The sequence below is a fragment of the Stappia sp. genome (assembly GCF_040110915.1).
GTDB lineage: Bacteria > Pseudomonadota > Alphaproteobacteria > Rhizobiales > Stappiaceae > Stappia.
In genome coordinates this window covers 1,042,855-1,058,200 of record NZ_CP157793.1, presented here as the reverse complement: position 1 = coordinate 1,058,200, position 15,346 = coordinate 1,042,855, and the positions used below count along the sequence as shown (strand labels likewise).

Annotated in this window: 9 protein-coding genes and 1 pseudogene; 7 read left to right on the top strand and 3 right to left on the bottom strand. The window is 65.5% G+C overall.

Annotated features, from left to right (window positions below):
* Positions 1-103: 103 nt before the first annotated feature.
* Positions 104-1,354, bottom strand: a complete 1,251-nt coding sequence (locus tag ABL312_RS04655; protein WP_349360207.1) for an amino acid permease — start codon at positions 1,352-1,354, stop codon at positions 104-106.
* Between the two features lie 211 nt (positions 1,355-1,565).
* Here ABL312_RS04655 and ABL312_RS04650 point away from each other — a divergent pair, with 211 nt between their 5' ends.
* On the top strand, positions 1,566-1,901 hold the full coding sequence (locus ABL312_RS04650; protein ID WP_349360206.1) for a hypothetical protein: 336 nt from the start codon (positions 1,566-1,568) through the stop codon (positions 1,899-1,901).
* A gap of 653 nt (positions 1,902-2,554) precedes the next feature.
* On the opposite strand, the gene bmt is transcribed toward ABL312_RS04650, so the two are convergent.
* Together bmt and ABL312_RS04640 are read right to left on the bottom strand one after the other, a co-directional pair.
* Positions 2,555-3,562: a betaine--homocysteine S-methyltransferase gene (bmt, locus tag ABL312_RS04645; protein WP_374730176.1), complete on the bottom strand. Its 1,008-nt coding sequence runs from the start codon at positions 3,560-3,562 to the stop codon at positions 2,555-2,557.
* 341 nt (positions 3,563-3,903) lie between these two features.
* Positions 3,904-6,465, bottom strand: coding sequence for an FAD-dependent oxidoreductase (locus tag ABL312_RS04640; protein ID WP_349360205.1), 2,562 nt, complete (start codon positions 6,463-6,465; stop codon positions 3,904-3,906).
* 298 nt (positions 6,466-6,763) lie between these two features.
* Here ABL312_RS04640 and ABL312_RS04635 point away from each other — a divergent pair, with 298 nt between their 5' ends.
* The 6 genes and pseudogenes from ABL312_RS04635 (at position 6,764) to ABL312_RS04610 (ending at position 15,329) form a co-directional block, all read left to right on the top strand.
* Complete coding sequence (locus tag ABL312_RS04635) at positions 6,764-8,305, top strand: trimethylamine methyltransferase family protein (RefSeq protein WP_349360204.1); 1,542 nt, start codon at positions 6,764-6,766, stop codon at positions 8,303-8,305.
* Positions 8,306-8,634: 329 nt separating this feature from the next.
* Complete coding sequence (locus ABL312_RS04630) at positions 8,635-9,729, top strand: ABC transporter ATP-binding protein (protein ID WP_349360203.1); 1,095 nt, start codon at positions 8,635-8,637, stop codon at positions 9,727-9,729.
* A 100-nt stretch (positions 9,730-9,829) separates the two neighbouring features.
* Complete coding sequence (locus ABL312_RS04625) at positions 9,830-10,930, top strand: extracellular solute-binding protein (protein WP_349360202.1); 1,101 nt, start codon at positions 9,830-9,832, stop codon at positions 10,928-10,930.
* A 1,256-nt stretch (positions 10,931-12,186) separates the two neighbouring features.
* A pseudogene (locus ABL312_RS04620) lies at positions 12,187-13,020 on the top strand (ABC transporter permease subunit); the annotation flags it as partial.
* Between the two features lie 11 nt (positions 13,021-13,031).
* Positions 13,032-13,886 carry an ABC transporter permease gene (locus ABL312_RS04615; protein WP_349360201.1) on the top strand — a complete coding sequence of 285 codons (855 nt, stop codon included), beginning with the start codon at positions 13,032-13,034 and terminating at the stop codon, positions 13,884-13,886.
* A 207-nt stretch (positions 13,887-14,093) separates the two neighbouring features.
* Complete coding sequence (locus ABL312_RS04610; protein ID WP_349361343.1) at positions 14,094-15,329, top strand: M24 family metallopeptidase; 1,236 nt, start codon at positions 14,094-14,096, stop codon at positions 15,327-15,329.
* The last annotated feature ends 17 nt before the right edge of the window (positions 15,330-15,346 follow it).

The following is a 15,346-nucleotide window of genomic DNA, read 5'->3' as shown; positions in this document are numbered from 1 at the left end:
GGGAGAACAAGCGGGGCGCGATTGTCGCTCGAGCGGGCCAGCCCGCCATCCTGTGGCGCCGCTCCCCAGTCATGTGGCCCCGCTCCGCCGTCTGGGGCAACCGTCAGCCCGGCGCGATGACGGCTGACAAAATCTGAAAGCCGGCAATGCCGAGGCACAGGGCCGCGCCGAGCGCGCCCCACCAGCGGAAGCGGCGCACCAGCGGATCGTCGAGGCTGCGTCCGAGCGCGACCAGCGCCAGATTGACCAGCGCGAACACCCCGAGCGTCACCAGACTGGACCATTCCGCCAGCCGGACGAGCGGCACGAGCAGGGCAAGCGTCAGCACGCAGGCGGCGACGGTCACGGTGGCCCGCGTCGGCGTGCGCCGCCAGGCCCCGACCGCGCCGAACCAAGCCGGCGCCAGGCCTTCGTTGGCCATGCCGTAGAGCACCCGGCTCGCCATCACGATCTGCACGAGGATGCCGTTGATCATGGCCAGCGCCGCGACGCCCGCGATCCCCTCGCCCGCGCGGCCGGACACGGCCTCGAACAGCACCGCGAGGGGGGCCGCCGATCCCGCGATCTCCGCCCGGTTCGGCGCCTGCGCGGCAATGGCCGCCAGCAGCGCGTAGAGCGTTACCGTGATGGCGATGGTCCACAGGATCGCGCGCGGCACGGTGCGCGCCGGGCGCACCGTTTCTTCCGCCATGTTGACGATGTCCTCGAAGCCGATGAAGGCGAAGAAGGCGAGCACCGCGCCCGACAGCACGCCGGCCAGCAGCACCGCATCGCCCGCCGGCACGAAGGACAGGGCAACCGACGGGAGGTCGCCCAGCAGCGGCACGCCGAAGCCGATCACCACCACCAGCGCGCCGACCTCAAGCACGGTGACGAGTGCGGCGAGAACCACGCTCTCGCGCACGCCGAGCCAGGCAACGCCGGCGAGCGACAGGATCACGGCGCCGACGAGCAGCTCTTCCGGCACGGCGACGAGGGCGCGCATGTAACCCGCGAAGGCCAGCGCCACCACTGCACTGGAGATCGTGCCGGTCGCGACCATGCCGAAGCCCGCCACGCGGCCCCAGACCCGGCCGAGTCCGCGATTGACGAAAACCGCCTCGCCGCCGGCACGCGGAAAGACCCGCACGAGCAACGCGTAGGATACGCCCGTCACGGCGGCGATCAGCCCGGCGAGCAGAAAGGCGAGCGGCGCGTGATCGCCGGCCAGCCGCAGAACCTCGCCAATGAGCGCGAAGATCCCCGCCCCCACCGTCACCCCGACGCCGTAGAACACAAGCCACGGCAGGCTCAGGGTGCGCCGTAGGTGGGGCGCACCGTCCGGCAGAGCATCTTGATGCAGGGTGGTCATCATGGCGACAGCTTGGCAGCCTCATAAGCCCCGCCCACACGAGGAATCCGGTTGATGATCGGGCGAGCTTTCTGCGCTGATCGCACGATCTCCCCCTGCGTTAATTTTATGAAATTTCTTGTCAAGGGCCTTGCGGGATTTCTCGAATCATGGTTAAGATTCACCGAATCTAACGCAGAAAATGCTCAAAACTCAAGATATTGATGTGTTTTAAATGGTGAACGGCAGAATACGTGAGTCAGACCTGATCGAGCCTGTTTTGAAAATCATCGCAAAATATGGAGACAATAACGAAGGACTCGACATAACAAAAATTGACGAATTACTCAGAAAAATTTTACCTATTTCTGATGAAGACAAGAAAATACTCAAAGGGCGAAAGGATGACAGATTCAGCCAAATAGTAAGAAACCTTGTTAGTCACCGCACTCTCGAACGCCACGGCCTGGCTCATTATCAGAAAACTAGCACGTACAGACGAGGCGCTTACTACCTTACTCGCAAAGGAGCGAGCATGGTTTCTGAAAAAAACAAGACCCGAACAGCCTGATTTGTTTGACTAGTGGAGAAACAACGATCCTGAAATGAAGTAGCTACACAGACACAGAGGATCGGTGTGGCTAAAACTCAGCAGGATCACTTCGACTGAATAGCCGTGAGCGCACCGACAGACTTTGCACCTCATAATCAGCACGTCTAAGGACCGTTTTCAATTGACATATCAAAGGACGATCGAAGATGGCAGAATTCTACGTAAACAAAAATCCGCAGCCCAATGGAGACCATGAGGTTCACACGGTTGGGTGCCCCTTTCCACCCGACTACTCGAACCGAATCCAACTCGGGCATCATCTGAACTGCCATTCAGCCGTACAAGCAGCACGCCAGCACTTCCACCAAGTCAACGGTTGCTTTTACTGCACAAATGACTGCCATACCAGCTAAGGAGCCAGATCTATGGCAACGAACCCACCCAACGGAGACGGACGCCGAATTGGTGCAGTCCGTGATCGCTCTCAAGTCTACAATCCTAAAACTGACAATTGGACGAAACGCGATACCAGCACAGGCCGGTTTATGAACCAAAAGGCGGATAAGAAGCCATTTAAGGGTGTTCGCCGCGAGAAGTGAGAAACGCGAACGTCACAAAAGAACCGACGCGTTTTTAAAAATGTCTGAGTACATTTCAATTTTAGCGCGCCCTCACCCCCGCCGGCGGCTGCGGCGGCGGCCGGCGCCGTCTTCGGCGGTCGGGGTCGCTGGCGGCGAGACGAGCGGGCCGATGCGCGCCACCACCTCTTCGACGCTCGGGCGGGCGGCCGCCTTATGCGCGTCGATCGCTCCGCGCATCGCCGCGAGATGGGCGAAGGACGTGCCGCAGCAGCCGCCGATGATGCGCGCGCCGGCGTCCATCGCAAGCCGGGCATAATCGCCCATCAGGTCCGGCGTGCCGGTGTAGACCACCTCGTCGCCCTTGATTTCCGGGATGCCGCAGTTGGCCTTGGCGATGACGATGGCCTCGGGATGGGCCTGCGTGATCTCCAGGATCGCGGCGAGCAGGTCGGACGCGCCGACGCCGCAGTTGGAGCCATAGGCCACCGGCGTGCAGGCGAACTCGCCGGCGAGCGCGCCCAGCCCCGCCGGGGTCAGGCCCATCATGGTGCGCCCGGCCGTGTCGAAGCTGGCGGTCACCACGAAGGGCATGTCGACCTTCGCCGCCGCCTCGGCGGCCGCCTTCATTTCCTCCGAAGCCGACATGGTCTCGATCCACAGCACATCCGCGCCGCCGACCTTGAGCCCTTCCGCCTGCTCGACAAAGGCCGCAACCGCCTCGTCGTAGGTGAGCGCGCCGAGCGGCGCGAAAAGCTCGCCGGTCGGACCGATGGAGCCGCCGACGATCACCTCCCGGTCGGCGGCGTCCGCGACCTCGCGCGCCAGCCGTGCGGCGGCGGCGTTGAACTCATGCACGCGGTCCTCGAAGCGATGCAGCTTCAGCCGGTGCCGATTCGCACCGAAGGTGTTGGTGAGGATGATGTCGGCACCGGCCTCCACGAACCTGCGGTGCAGCGTGCGGATGTCGTCGGGCCGGGTGATATTCCATTCCTCCGGCGGATCGCCGGACTGGAGCCCCATGTCGAACAGATTGGTGCCCGTCGCCCCGTCGGCGAGCAGCGTGCCCTTGCGGGCCAGAAGGTCTTCAAGTCTGTTCAACGCCTCTATCCTCTCGATTCCGCGGGACCACCCGTCCCGCAAACGACGGCGCGCACGCCGCGACACACCAACCGTGCAGGCGGCCTGCCCCACACACCCGCGTCATCCCCGACCTGATCGGGGATCCAATCCACCTCGCCGTCCGCTCGACGGTCGCGCGGAGGCGCAAACGCGTGCGCCAACGCTCCGACCGTCCCATCCGCCGGGGGTGCCAATAGGCCCCGGATCTCCGGCTGCGCCTGCGTCCGGGGTGACGGCGGAGAGGGGCGCGCCCTTTGCGCCCGCCATCCGCGTCCATCCCGGAAATCCAGACGTCGACGCGACGACCACCGCCGCGCGCCTCAGCTTCTCGGCTTCAGGTTCTGCGGATCGTAGAGCGGCGCGTAGCCGACGCCGGCGACCTCGACCGGAAAGGTCTCCGAAAAATAGTCGACGGCCAGCTTCCGTCCGACCTCGGCGTGATCGTGCGGGAGGTAGGCGAGCGCGATGGTCTTGCCCACCGTTGGACCGTAGGCGATGGAGGTCGTGTAGGACCGCCGGCCCAGGCAATCGACAAGGGTTTCGCCGGTCGCGGGATCGAGCACGGGCAGCGTGCCCACGGGGAAGCGCTCGACGCCGCTTGCGTCCACATTGTCGGTCATCACCAGCGTGCACAGCCTCGCCGGCTGATGCGGGCGGGCACGGTACTCCAGATGCTTCGCCTTGCCGCGAAAGTCCGCCTCCTTGACCTTCGGTCGGGCGAGATCGGCCTCATAGAGATTGTACTGGGTGAGCAGATCGGCGTTCTGCAGGCGCAGCGACTTCTCCAGGCGCCGGGAGTTGGCGTAGGTCTCGATCCCAACCGCCATGATGCCGAGCGACCGCAGGGCATCCCAGACCGCGAGACCGTCCTCATAGGCCATGTGCAGTTCCCAGCCCTGCTCGCCCACATAGGACAGGCGCAGGGCGCGCACCGGCCTGCCGGCGATCTCGATCTCGCGCATGGCGGCGAAGGGGAAGTTTTCCGGATCGAGCGCGGCCGGGTCGGCGACCACCTTCTTCAGGTTGGCCCGGGCGTTGGGGCCCCAGATGCCGATGGTCGTGAACCGCTCGCTGACATCCGTCACCGTGACGTCGAAGCCCTTGTCCTGCGCCACGCGCTTCACGTAGTGGAAGTCGCGTGGGCCCGCATCGGCGCCGTCGACGATGCGGCAGCGGTCGGCCATGCGCAGCACCGTGAGATCGGCGCGCACCATGCCCTCGTCGTCGAGGAAATGCGTGTAGATGCCCTTGCCGATGTTGCCGTCGCCGCCGATCTTGGCCGCGCACAACCATTCCATCAGCGCCAGATGGTCGGGGCCTTCCACGTCGAACATGTAGAAATGCGACAGGTTGATGAGCCCGCAATCCTCGCTCATCGCCAGATGCTCGGCATTGGACACGCGCCAGAAGTGGCGGTTGTCCCATTCGTTGCGGCGCTCGGGGATGCGGTTGCCGTATTTCTCCAGCAGATGCTCGTTGGCGGCGTAGCCGTGGGCGCGTTCCCAGCCGCCCAGTTCCATGAAGTAGCCGCCGAGTTCCACCTCGCGCTCGTAGAAGGGCGAGCGCTTGACGTTGCGCCCGCTTGCATAGGGCTCGCGCGGGTGAACGGCGGGGAAATAGATCTTCTGCGCCGCCTCGTAGCAGCGGCCCTCGATGAAGTCCTCGGTCATCTGATGGGGATAGAAGCGGGCGTAGTCGATGGCGGCGTGGTCGATCTCCGTGCGCCCGTCGGTGATCCAGTCGGCGATCAGCTTGCCGAAGCCCGGCGCGTCCTTCACCCAGATGGCGACGCAGTACCACAACCCGCGCACCTTCTGGCTTTCGCCGCAGGAGGGGCCGCCGGCGGCCGAGACCTGCAACAGCCCGTTGAACGACCAGCTCTCGTTGTAGCCAAGCTCGGCGAGCACCGGCGTCAGCTCCATGGCCCGCTCCAGCGGTTCCATGACCTGTTCCAGTTCCAGATCGCGCTGCGAGGGCGACAGGCGCGCCTGCTCCTTTTCCAGCAGGTCGCGCGGGTGGCACATGCGGGGATTGTCGGTCTCGTAGTAACCCCACTCGATCTGGCCGCCCTCGGTGGTCCTGGGATCGCCGGTGTCGCGCATGTAGGCGGAATTGCCCTGATCGCGCAGCAGCGGGTAGCCGATGTCCTTGCCCGTGCCCTCGAACTCGGTGAAGGGACCGAAGAAGGTCAGCGGATGATCGACCGGCATGACGGGCAGATCCTCGCCGACCATCTCGGCGATCAGCCGACCCCAGAGGCCGGCGCAGACGATGACATGCTCGGCGTGGATCGTGCCGCGATGGGTGACGACGCCCCTGATGCGCCCGCCCTCCACGATCAGCGACTTGGCCGGCGTGTTGGCGAAGGCCTTGAGCTTGCCGCTCTGCTCGCCCTGGTCGACGAGCTTGCCGGCCACGGCTTGCGAGCGCGGCACGACCAGACCGGCATCGGGATCGTAGAGGCCGCCCTGGACCTGATCCTCCTCGATCAGCGGGAACTTCTCCTTGATCTCGGCGGGCGTGACAAGATGCGCGCGGGTGCCGAAGGCCTTGCCGGAGCTGACCTTGCGCTTGATCTCCTCCATCCAGGCGTCGTCGCCGGTGCGCGCGACCTCCAGGCCGCCGACCCGCTCGTAGTGGCCCATCCTGTCGAAGAACTCGACCGAGTAGAGCGACGTCCAGGTCGACAGGAAGTCGTGGCTCGTCGTGTAGCAGAAGTCGGAGGCATGGGCCGTCGACCCGATGTCGGTCGGGATGCCGGACTTGTCGATGCCGACGATGTCGCTCCATCCCCGCTCGATGAGATGATGCGCGATCGACGCCCCGACGATCCCGCCCAGACCGACGATGACGATTTGTGCCTTGTCCGGAAACGCCGCCATTTCTGATCCCTCTCGTGTGCAGGCGCCCGCGGCCTCGGGCCCGCGCGTCTGCCATCGCAATCCGCTGTCTTCGCCGTTGTCGTCGCGGAGGCCCGTCGTCTCCGGTCCGCGATCCCATGCCGCGCAGTATCGCGACAGACGATGCGCCGAAGTGGTCCAATTGCGGCATGGCGGTATCGCCGCGACGACACGCCCATGACGTTTTTAGGGGATCGAAGGACGCTTTCGCGTCTCAGGTCCGACCGGCCGCGGCGCACAGTACGGTCAGCATTGCGACACGGGTTAAGGGTGGACGGCCATGAGTGACCAGGCAGCGCGCGCCGGACGGCGCGGACGGGCGGCGAGAACGGAGAAGCGGCGCGGGTCGAGCGCCGCCCTCGCCACGCCCTACATCGTCCGGAATCTGCCGCTCCTCGACATTCTCAGCGACGAGGGCGCGGAGATCATCGAGGCGAATGCGGACCGGCTTCTGCAGGAGATCGGGCTCGAGTTTCGCGAGGATCCCGAAACGCTTGCGATCTGGAAGGAAGCAGGCGCCGAAGTCGACGGCGAACGCGTGCGCTTTCCCAAAGGGATGCTGCGCGAACTCATCAAGACAGCACCGGCGCAATTCACCCAGCATGCGCGAAACCCGGCGCGCAACGTCGAGATCGGCGGCAACAACACCGTGTTCGCGCCGGTCTACGGCCCGCCCTTCGTCACCGACCTCGACAAGGGCCGGCGCTACGGCACGATCGAGGATTTCCAGAACTTCGTGAAGCTCGCCTATCTCTCGCCGCATCTGCACCACTCGGGCGGCACGGTGTGCGAGCCCGTCGACCTGCCGGTGAACAAGCGGCACTTCGACATGGTCTATGCCCACCTCAAATATTCCGACAAGCCGTTCATGGGCTCGGTGACCGCGCCGGAACGGGCGGAGGATTCGGTCGCCATGGCGCGGCTCGCCTTCGGGGAGAGCTTCGTCGACGAGAACTGCGTGATGATCCAGCTCATCAACGCCAATTCGCCGCTCGTGTTCGACGCGACCATGCTCGGCGCGCTCAAGGTCTATGCCCGCGCCAACCAGGCCTGCATCGTCTCGCCCTTCATCCTGGCCGGCGCGATGAGCCCGGTGACGGTGGCCGGCACCCTGGCGCAGGTGCTCGCCGAAGCGCTCGCCGGCTGCGCGCTGACGCAGCTCGTGCGCCCCGGCGCGCCGGTCGTCTTCGGCGCCTTCGTATCCTCGATCTCGATGCAATCGGGCGCCCCGACCTTCGGCTCGCCCGAAGGCAGCCTGCTGCTGAACGGGGCGGCGAAACTGGCGCGCCGCGCCGGCCTGCCGTTCCGCTCCGGCGGCTCGTTCACGGCCTCCAAGACGCCGGACGCGCAGTCCGCGCAGGAATCGGCCCAGACAATCCTCGCGACGCTCCTGTCGGGCGTGAATTTCGCGCTGCATTCGGCCGGCTGGCTGGAGGGCGGGCTGTGCTCCTCCTACGAGAAATTCGTCATGGACGCCGACCAGCTCGGCATGATGCATGTGCTCGCCAAGGGAATCGATCTGTCGGAGGAAGCCCAGGCCATGGACGCGCTGGCGGAAGTCGGGCCCGGCGGGCACTTCCTGGGGGCGGCGCACACCCAGCGCAATTTCGAAAGCGCCTTCTACCGCTCCGAGATCGCCGACAACAATTCCTTCGAGCAGTGGAGCGCCGACGGCGGCCTCGACGCGGCCTGGCGGGCGAACCGCAAGTGGAAGCAGATGCTCGCCGCCTATGAGGCGCCCGACCTCGATCCGGCGACCGACGAGGCGCTGATCGGCTACATGTCGCGACGGAAGGCCGAATTTCCAGACAGCAACGTGTAAGTTCTTCGGCACAACGACAGCGAGGCCCGGCCCGCCCCGGCCGGCACAAGCAACGTCGGGGCGGAGACTTGCGCTCCCAAGCAACGTCGCCGTCAAGGCGCGCCGTGTTCGCGCCGCAGCATCGCTTTGTTTTCATTTATGGAATTAATAAAAATTCTTCATACCCCCTTTCATTGTGAGTCAAATTTTGCTTAGCTTGCCGGACTTTCAGGGTCTTGAAACGAACCACAAAGAGTTCGTGGCAGGGAACAGCACGTCATATGCCGACTCGGGACAGATGTCCCGGGCCGCTCATGCACGCCCCTGCCCGCGATTGCTTAGGGGCACAGATGACACAGACCAGGGGCGCAGCCGTCCGCTACGAGAACGTCCAGAAGAGCTACGACGGGGAGACCCTCGTGGTGAAGAACCTCAATCTGGACATTCCGCCGGGCGAATTCCTGACGATGCTTGGCCCGTCGGGGTCCGGCAAGACGACATGCCTGATGATGCTTGCCGGCTTCGAGCCGGCCACGCATGGCGAGATCTTCCTCAACGACCGCCCGATCAACAACGTGCCGCCGCACAAGCGTGGCATCGGGATGGTGTTTCAGAACTACGCGCTGTTCCCGCACATGAGCGTGGCGGAGAATCTCGCCTTTCCGCTGCAGGTGCGCGGCATGGGCAAGGCGGAGCAGGAGGCGAAGGTCAAGAAGGCGCTCGAGATGGTGGAGCTCGGCGACTTCGGAAGCCGGCGTCCGGCGCAGCTCTCGGGCGGCCAGCAGCAGCGCGTCGCCGTGGCGCGCGCGCTGGTCTTCGAACCGGAGCTGGTGCTGATGGACGAGCCGCTGGGCGCACTCGACAAGCAGCTGCGCGAGCAGATGCAGTATGAAATCAAGCACATCCACGAGAACATCGGCGTGTCGATCGTCTATGTGACGCACGATCAGACCGAAGCGCTGACGATGTCGGACCGCGTCGCGGTGTTCAACGACGGGGTGATCCAGCAGCTGTCGACGCCGGACGATCTCTACGAGAATCCGCAGAACTCGTTCGTCGCCCAGTTCATCGGCGAGAACAACAAGTTGAGCGGGACCGTCACGGCGGTCGAGGGCAGCACCTGCGACGTCAAACTCGACGACGGCACAATGCTCAAGGCAGAAGCGGTCAATATCGACGGGGTGGGGTCGCGGACCACCCTGTCCCTTCGTCCGGAACGAATCGAGTTCGACACGCACGAAGACATGGACAACCTTGTGACTGGCCGCATCGAGGAAATGATCTATCTTGGAGACCATATCCGCGTGCGCATGAACGTCGCGCAGAACGACGAATTTGTCGTCAAGGTGCGCAACCGCGGTCAGAAGCGCGATCTGAAGACCGGGCAATCGGTCGAGATCGGATGGGCCGCCGGCGACTGCAAGGCGCTCGACGCCGTCGCCTGACGCGGGCCGGCCCGCACGACGCCTGCCGCCGGCCGCGCGGCCGGGGGCATCCCATCCCGAGAGCACCTCGGGCGAACACCAAAACGAGGGGACTTACTCGATGAAGCTCAAGACACTCCTTCTCGCTGGCGGCGCCAGCGCGATGATGACGACGGGGGCGCTGGCCCTCGACCTCACCTTCGTCTCGTGGGGCGGCGCCTATCAGGAGTCGCAGAAGAACGCCTACACCGAGCCCTACATGGAGATGAACCCGGACATCAACGTGATCTGGGACGAGTCCTCCAACGAGGCCGTCGCGAAGCTGCGCGCCATGAACGAAGCCGGCAACCTCACCTGGGATCTCGTCGACGTGGTGGCCTCCGACGCCATCCGCCTGTGCGACGAGGGCCTCGCCGAGGAGATCGACTTCGACGAGGTGCTCGCCGCCGCGCCCGACGGCACCCCGGCCTCGGAAGACTTTGGCGACCTGATCGTCTCCGACTGCTTCATTCCCCAGATCGTCTACTCGACGACCTTCGGCTATCGCTCCGACGTCGAGGAGTGGGGCGGCCGCGAGCCGGACGACATCTGCGACGTCTTCGACCTGGAGGCCTTCCCGGGCAAGCGCTCGCTCGAAAAGCGCCCGATCAACAACATGGAATGGGCCCTCCTGTGCGACGGTGTCGCCAAGGAAGACGTCTATGACGTGCTGGAGACCGAGGAAGGCGTCGATCGCGCGCTCGCCAAGCTCGCCACGATCAAGGATCAGGTCGTGTGGTGGTCGGCCGGCGCCGAGACCCCGCAGCTGCTCGCCGACAAGGAAGTCGTGATCGGCTCGACCTACAACGGTCGCCTGTTCTCGCTCATCGAGGAGCAGGATCAGCCGGTGAAGATGCTGTGGGACGCGCAGGTGTTCGACCTGGACGGCTGGATCGTGCCGGCCGGTCTGCCGGAAGAGCGCAAGAAGGCGGTGATGGACTTCCTGTTCTTCGCCACCGACACCCAGCGTCTTGCCGATCAGGCCAAGTACATCTCCTACGGCCCGGCCCGCAAGTCCTCCGCTCCGCTCGTCGGCCAGCACGCGGAACTGGGCATCGACATGGCGCCGCACATGCCGACCGATCCGGCCAACGCCACCAACACCTTCCTCTACAATTACGAGTGGTGGGCGGACTATCGCGATGACCTGGACGCCAAGTTCCAGGCCTGGCTCGCGCAGTAATCCGGCCTGAGGCAGCGCGCGCCGCGCGCTGTCCGCCGACAAGATCGATCCGCGCCGCCTCGGCGCGGATCCCCTTCCGCACCGGCGCGACGTCGGGACCCGACGGCCGACGCGGCTCCGTGCGCCCGCTCTGCCTGCGCCGGCTCAGGGGTCCGCCCGGACCGCGGGGCTCGCGGGGACTGCGGCCCGAAACCATCCCCGGGAAATGGCCAGGGTAGGTGTGGGCGACGGTCCAGGCACGGCGCGCCGGATGCGAAACCCGAGACGCATAACCAGACGCATAACCAGAACAGGCCCGACCCGTCGTCGTCCGCCCGACCGCCGAACCCCGGCGCCGGGGACACGCGGCACCGGGCGACCAGAGATCCTTTCGACGGGGCGGCACGATGACCACGAACACATCCGCAGCCGATCAGACCGGGGCCGACGCCAACGGCGCGCCTCAGGTCCTGACGACACAGGACGGCAAACCGCTCAAGGCCAGTCTGGCCCGCGCGCTGCGGCGCGAGAAGATGCGCTCGCTGGTCCTGATCGCGCCGCTTCTGATCTTCGTCCTGATTTCCTTCGTCGCGCCGATCCTCGACATGTTGTTCCGCTCCGTCGAGAACCAGATCGTGTCCGAAACCCTGCCGCGCACGGTGGTGGAGCTGCAGGAGTGGGACGCCGACAGCGGCGAGGCGCCGGGCGAGAGCGTCTTCAACGCCCTGCATTTCGACATGATGATCGCGGCCGAATACAAGCGGCACACGCAGCTCGGCACGCGGCTGAACTACGAGGAAAGCGGCATCTCCTCGACCTTCCGCCGCACGGGACGGCGGGTCGACGATTTCGGCGAGGTCTATACCGACCAGTTCGTCGCGCTGAATCCGGTGTGGGAAGAGCCCGTCACCTTTGTGATGCTGCTGGCCTCCCCCGAGTGGATCGCCGATCAGGCCGCCTGGGCCGACGAGCGCGCCGCCGCCCGCGACGCGGGAACCGACTTCGAGCGGCCGGAGCCGGCCTTTGCCTTCCGCGACGGCGTCGCCGCGGCGCTGCCGCGCACCTTCGACATCTACGGCGAGTTCGCGCGCTTCATCCAGACCGAGGAGGCCGACAGTCCCACGGATGAAGAGCCGTGGAACGCCGTCTACACCGCCCTCTACCGGGATCTCGTCGCCAACCCGGCGGCGGCCGACGCCTTCTCGGGCGACAGCGCCGCGCTGCTGTCGCAAGCCGCGGCGGCCGTGCCGGGCTTCGAGACGGTCAGCATGAAGGAAGCGTTCATCGACGCCGACGACGACTGGGGCGATCCCGAGAAGTGGGCGGTGATCAAGACCTTCTCGCCGCGCTACACCTCCGGCTATTTCCTGTCCGCGGCCGACGCGCAGCTGACCCCCGACGGCATCGAGCTGAAGCCCGAGGACGAGCGGATCTATCTCTTCCTGTTCGGCCGCACGCTGTTCCTGTCGCTGACGATCACCTTCTCCTGCCTGCTTCTGGGGTACCCGATCGCCTTCCTGCTCGCCGCACTCCCGGCGCGCACGGCGAACCTCCTGATGATCCTGGTGCTCCTGCCCTTCTGGACATCGCTGCTGGTGCGCACCTCGGCGTGGAAGGTGCTGCTGCAGCAACAGGGCGTGATCAACGACTTCCTCGTCTGGGCGCATGTGGTGGACGATGCGGGACGGCTGGTGATGATCAACAACCAGACCGGCACGATCATCGCCATGACGCACATCCTGCTGCCCTTCATGATCCTGCCGCTCTATTCGGTGATGAAGACGATCTCGCCCTCCTACGTGCGGGCCGCCAAGAGCCTCGGCGCGACCGACTGGACCGCCTTCTGGCGGGTCTATTTCCCGCAGACCGTACCGGGCATCGGCGCGGGGGCGATCCTCGTGTTCATCCTGGCCATCGGCTATTACATCACGCCGGAACTGGTCGGCGGCACGAGCGGCATCTTCATCTCCAACCGCATCGCCTATCACATCTCCAGTTCGCTGAACTGGGGCCTGGCGGCCGCCCTCGGGGTGATCCTGCTGGGCGCGGTGGTGCTGCTCTTCTACGTCTACGACAAGATCGTGGGCATCGATAACGTCAAGCTGGGCTAAGGAGACCCGACATGTCCGCTCTTCCCGCCTATGCTTCCACCGGACAGCGCGTGTGGCACTACACGTTCCGCACGATCTGTGGGGTGATCTTCTTCTTCCTGATCTTCCCGATCCTGGTGATCGTGCCGCTCAGCTTCAACGCGGAGAACTTCTTCACCTTCACGCCGGAGATGCTGGCGCTCAATCCGGAGGGCTATTCGCTCAAGCACTACGAGGACTTCTTCACCAATCCGGACTGGCAGGTGGCGCTGAAGAATTCCTTCGCCATCGCGCCGGTGGCGACGATCCTCGCCACCGCGCTCGGCACGCTGGCGGCCATCGGCCTGTCGCAGTCGCATGTGCCCTATCGCTCGGCGATCATGGCGATCCTGATCTCGCCGATGATCGTGCCGCTGATCATCTCGGCCGCCGGCATGTATTTCTTCTACTCGCGCATCGGCCTGCAGGGCACCTATCTGGGCGTCGTGCTGGCCCATGCCGCGCTCGGCACGCCCTTCGTGATCATCACGGTGACGGCGACGCTGGTCGGCTTCGACCGGAGCCTGACGCGCGCGGCGGCGAGCCTTGGGGCCAATCCGGTCACCACCTTCTTCAAGGTGCAGATGCCGCTGATCATTCCGGGCGTGGTGTCCGGCGCGCTGTTCGCCTTCATCACCTCCTTCGACGAGGTGGTGGTGGTGCTCTTCCTCGGGTCGGCCGGCCAGAAGACCCTGCCCTGGCAGATGTTCACGGGCCTGCGCGAACAGATCTCGCCGACGATCCTCGCCGTCGCCTCGCTGATGGTGTTCATCTCGATCATCCTGCTGACGGTTCTGGAGTTCCTGCGCCGGCGCTCCGAACGCCTGCGCGGCCTGACGCCGTCCTGACGGGCGGCGCACACGACCCCGGAGACGCACGCGCTTTTCGCAAGAGGAGCCGGTGACGGAACGCCAGTCACCGGACGGGAGAGATCCTCCCGGGCGCGCGGCTCCGCATCACCCCACGGCCTGGCGGGCCGGTTCCTGACGGGAGCCGGCCCGTTTGCGTCGGTCCGGCTGCCCTGCCTCATGGAGGACCTGATGAGCAAGGACCGGATGACACACAGCGGAACGGACCCCGACGGACTGCTGCGCACCACGCGCTGGCACAATGGCGAGAAGGCGTGGAGCCCCTTCAGCGCCGGCGAAATGGACCGCCGGCAGGACGCGATCCGCACGGCGATGGAGGCGCGCGGCATCGATGCGGCCCTTTTCACCAGCTACCACAACATCTGCTACTTCTCCGGCTTTCTCTATTGCGCCTTCGGGCGGCGCTACGGATTCGTCGTCGACGCACACTCCGCAACGACGATTTCCGCCGGCATCGACGGCGGCCAGCCGTGGCGGCGGACCCATGGCGATGCAATCACCTATACCGACTGGCGACGGGACAATTTCTTCTTCGCGCTTCAGGGCCTGACCAAGGGCGTCAAGCGGCTCGGCATCGAGTTCGACACGGTGTCGCTGGAGCTGAAGGGGCTGCTGGAGGACGCCCTGCCCGGGGTCGAGCTGGTCGACATCGCCGGGGACGCCATGCGGCTCAGGACCGTGAAGTCGGCGGAGGAACACGCGCTCATCCGCGAGGGCGCGCGCATCTGCGACATCGGCGGCGCGGCGGTCGTGGAAGCCGTTGCTCCGGGCGTGCCCGAGCACGAGGTGGCGATCGCCTCGACCAATGCCATGATCCGCGAGATCGCGCGGTCCTTTCCGCAGGTCGAACTGATGGACACCTGGACCTGGTTCCAGTCCGGCCTCAACACGGACGGGGCGCATAATCCGGTCACCAACCGGGTGGTTCAGGCGGGCGACATCCTGTCGCTCAACTGCTTCCCGATGATCTTCGGCTATTACACCGCGCTGGAACGCACGCTCTTCTGCGAGCATGCCCCGGACGCGCATTTAAGGCTCTGGGAGATCAATTGCGACGTGCATCGCGCCGGGCTCGATCTCATCCGCCCGGGCGCGCGCTGCTGCGACATCGCGCGCGAGCTCAACGAGATCTACCGGACGCATGGCCTGCTGCGCTACCGCTCCTTCGGCTACGGCCATTCCTTCGGCGTGCTCAGCCACTACTACGGGCGCGAGGCTTCGGTGGAACTGCGCGAGGACGTGGAGACCGTGCTGGAACCCGGCATGGTGGTCTCCATGGAGCCGATGATCATGATCCCGGAAGGCCAACCAGGCGCCGGCGGCTATCGCGAACACGACATCCTGATCGTGACCGAGACGGGCGCGGAGAACATCACCGGCTTCCCCTTCGGCCCCGAGCACAACATCCTGCGCAAGGGCTGAGGGCCGCGCGCCCGACC

Bases quoted from the DNA above. Each gene is read 5' to 3' on its own strand.
- ABL312_RS04650 (WP_349360206.1), top strand. From the start codon at position 1,566: ATGGTGAACGGCAGAATACGTGAGTCAGACCTGATCGAGCCTGTTTTG.
- ABL312_RS04655 (WP_349360207.1), bottom strand. From the start codon at position 1,354: ATGATGACCACCCTGCATCAAGATGCTCTGCCGGACGGTGCGCCCCAC.
- ABL312_RS04610 (WP_349361343.1), top strand. From the start codon at position 14,094: ATGACACACAGCGGAACGGACCCCGACGGACTGCTGCGCACCACGCGC.
- ABL312_RS04615 (WP_349360201.1), top strand. From the start codon at position 13,032: ATGTCCGCTCTTCCCGCCTATGCTTCCACCGGACAGCGCGTGTGGCAC.
- ABL312_RS04630 (WP_349360203.1), top strand. From the start codon at position 8,635: ATGACACAGACCAGGGGCGCAGCCGTCCGCTACGAGAACGTCCAGAAG.
- ABL312_RS04640 (WP_349360205.1), bottom strand. From the start codon at position 6,465: ATGGCGGCGTTTCCGGACAAGGCACAAATCGTCATCGTCGGTCTGGGC.
- ABL312_RS04635 (WP_349360204.1), top strand. From the start codon at position 6,764: ATGAGTGACCAGGCAGCGCGCGCCGGACGGCGCGGACGGGCGGCGAGA.
- ABL312_RS04625 (WP_349360202.1), top strand. From the start codon at position 9,830: ATGAAGCTCAAGACACTCCTTCTCGCTGGCGGCGCCAGCGCGATGATG.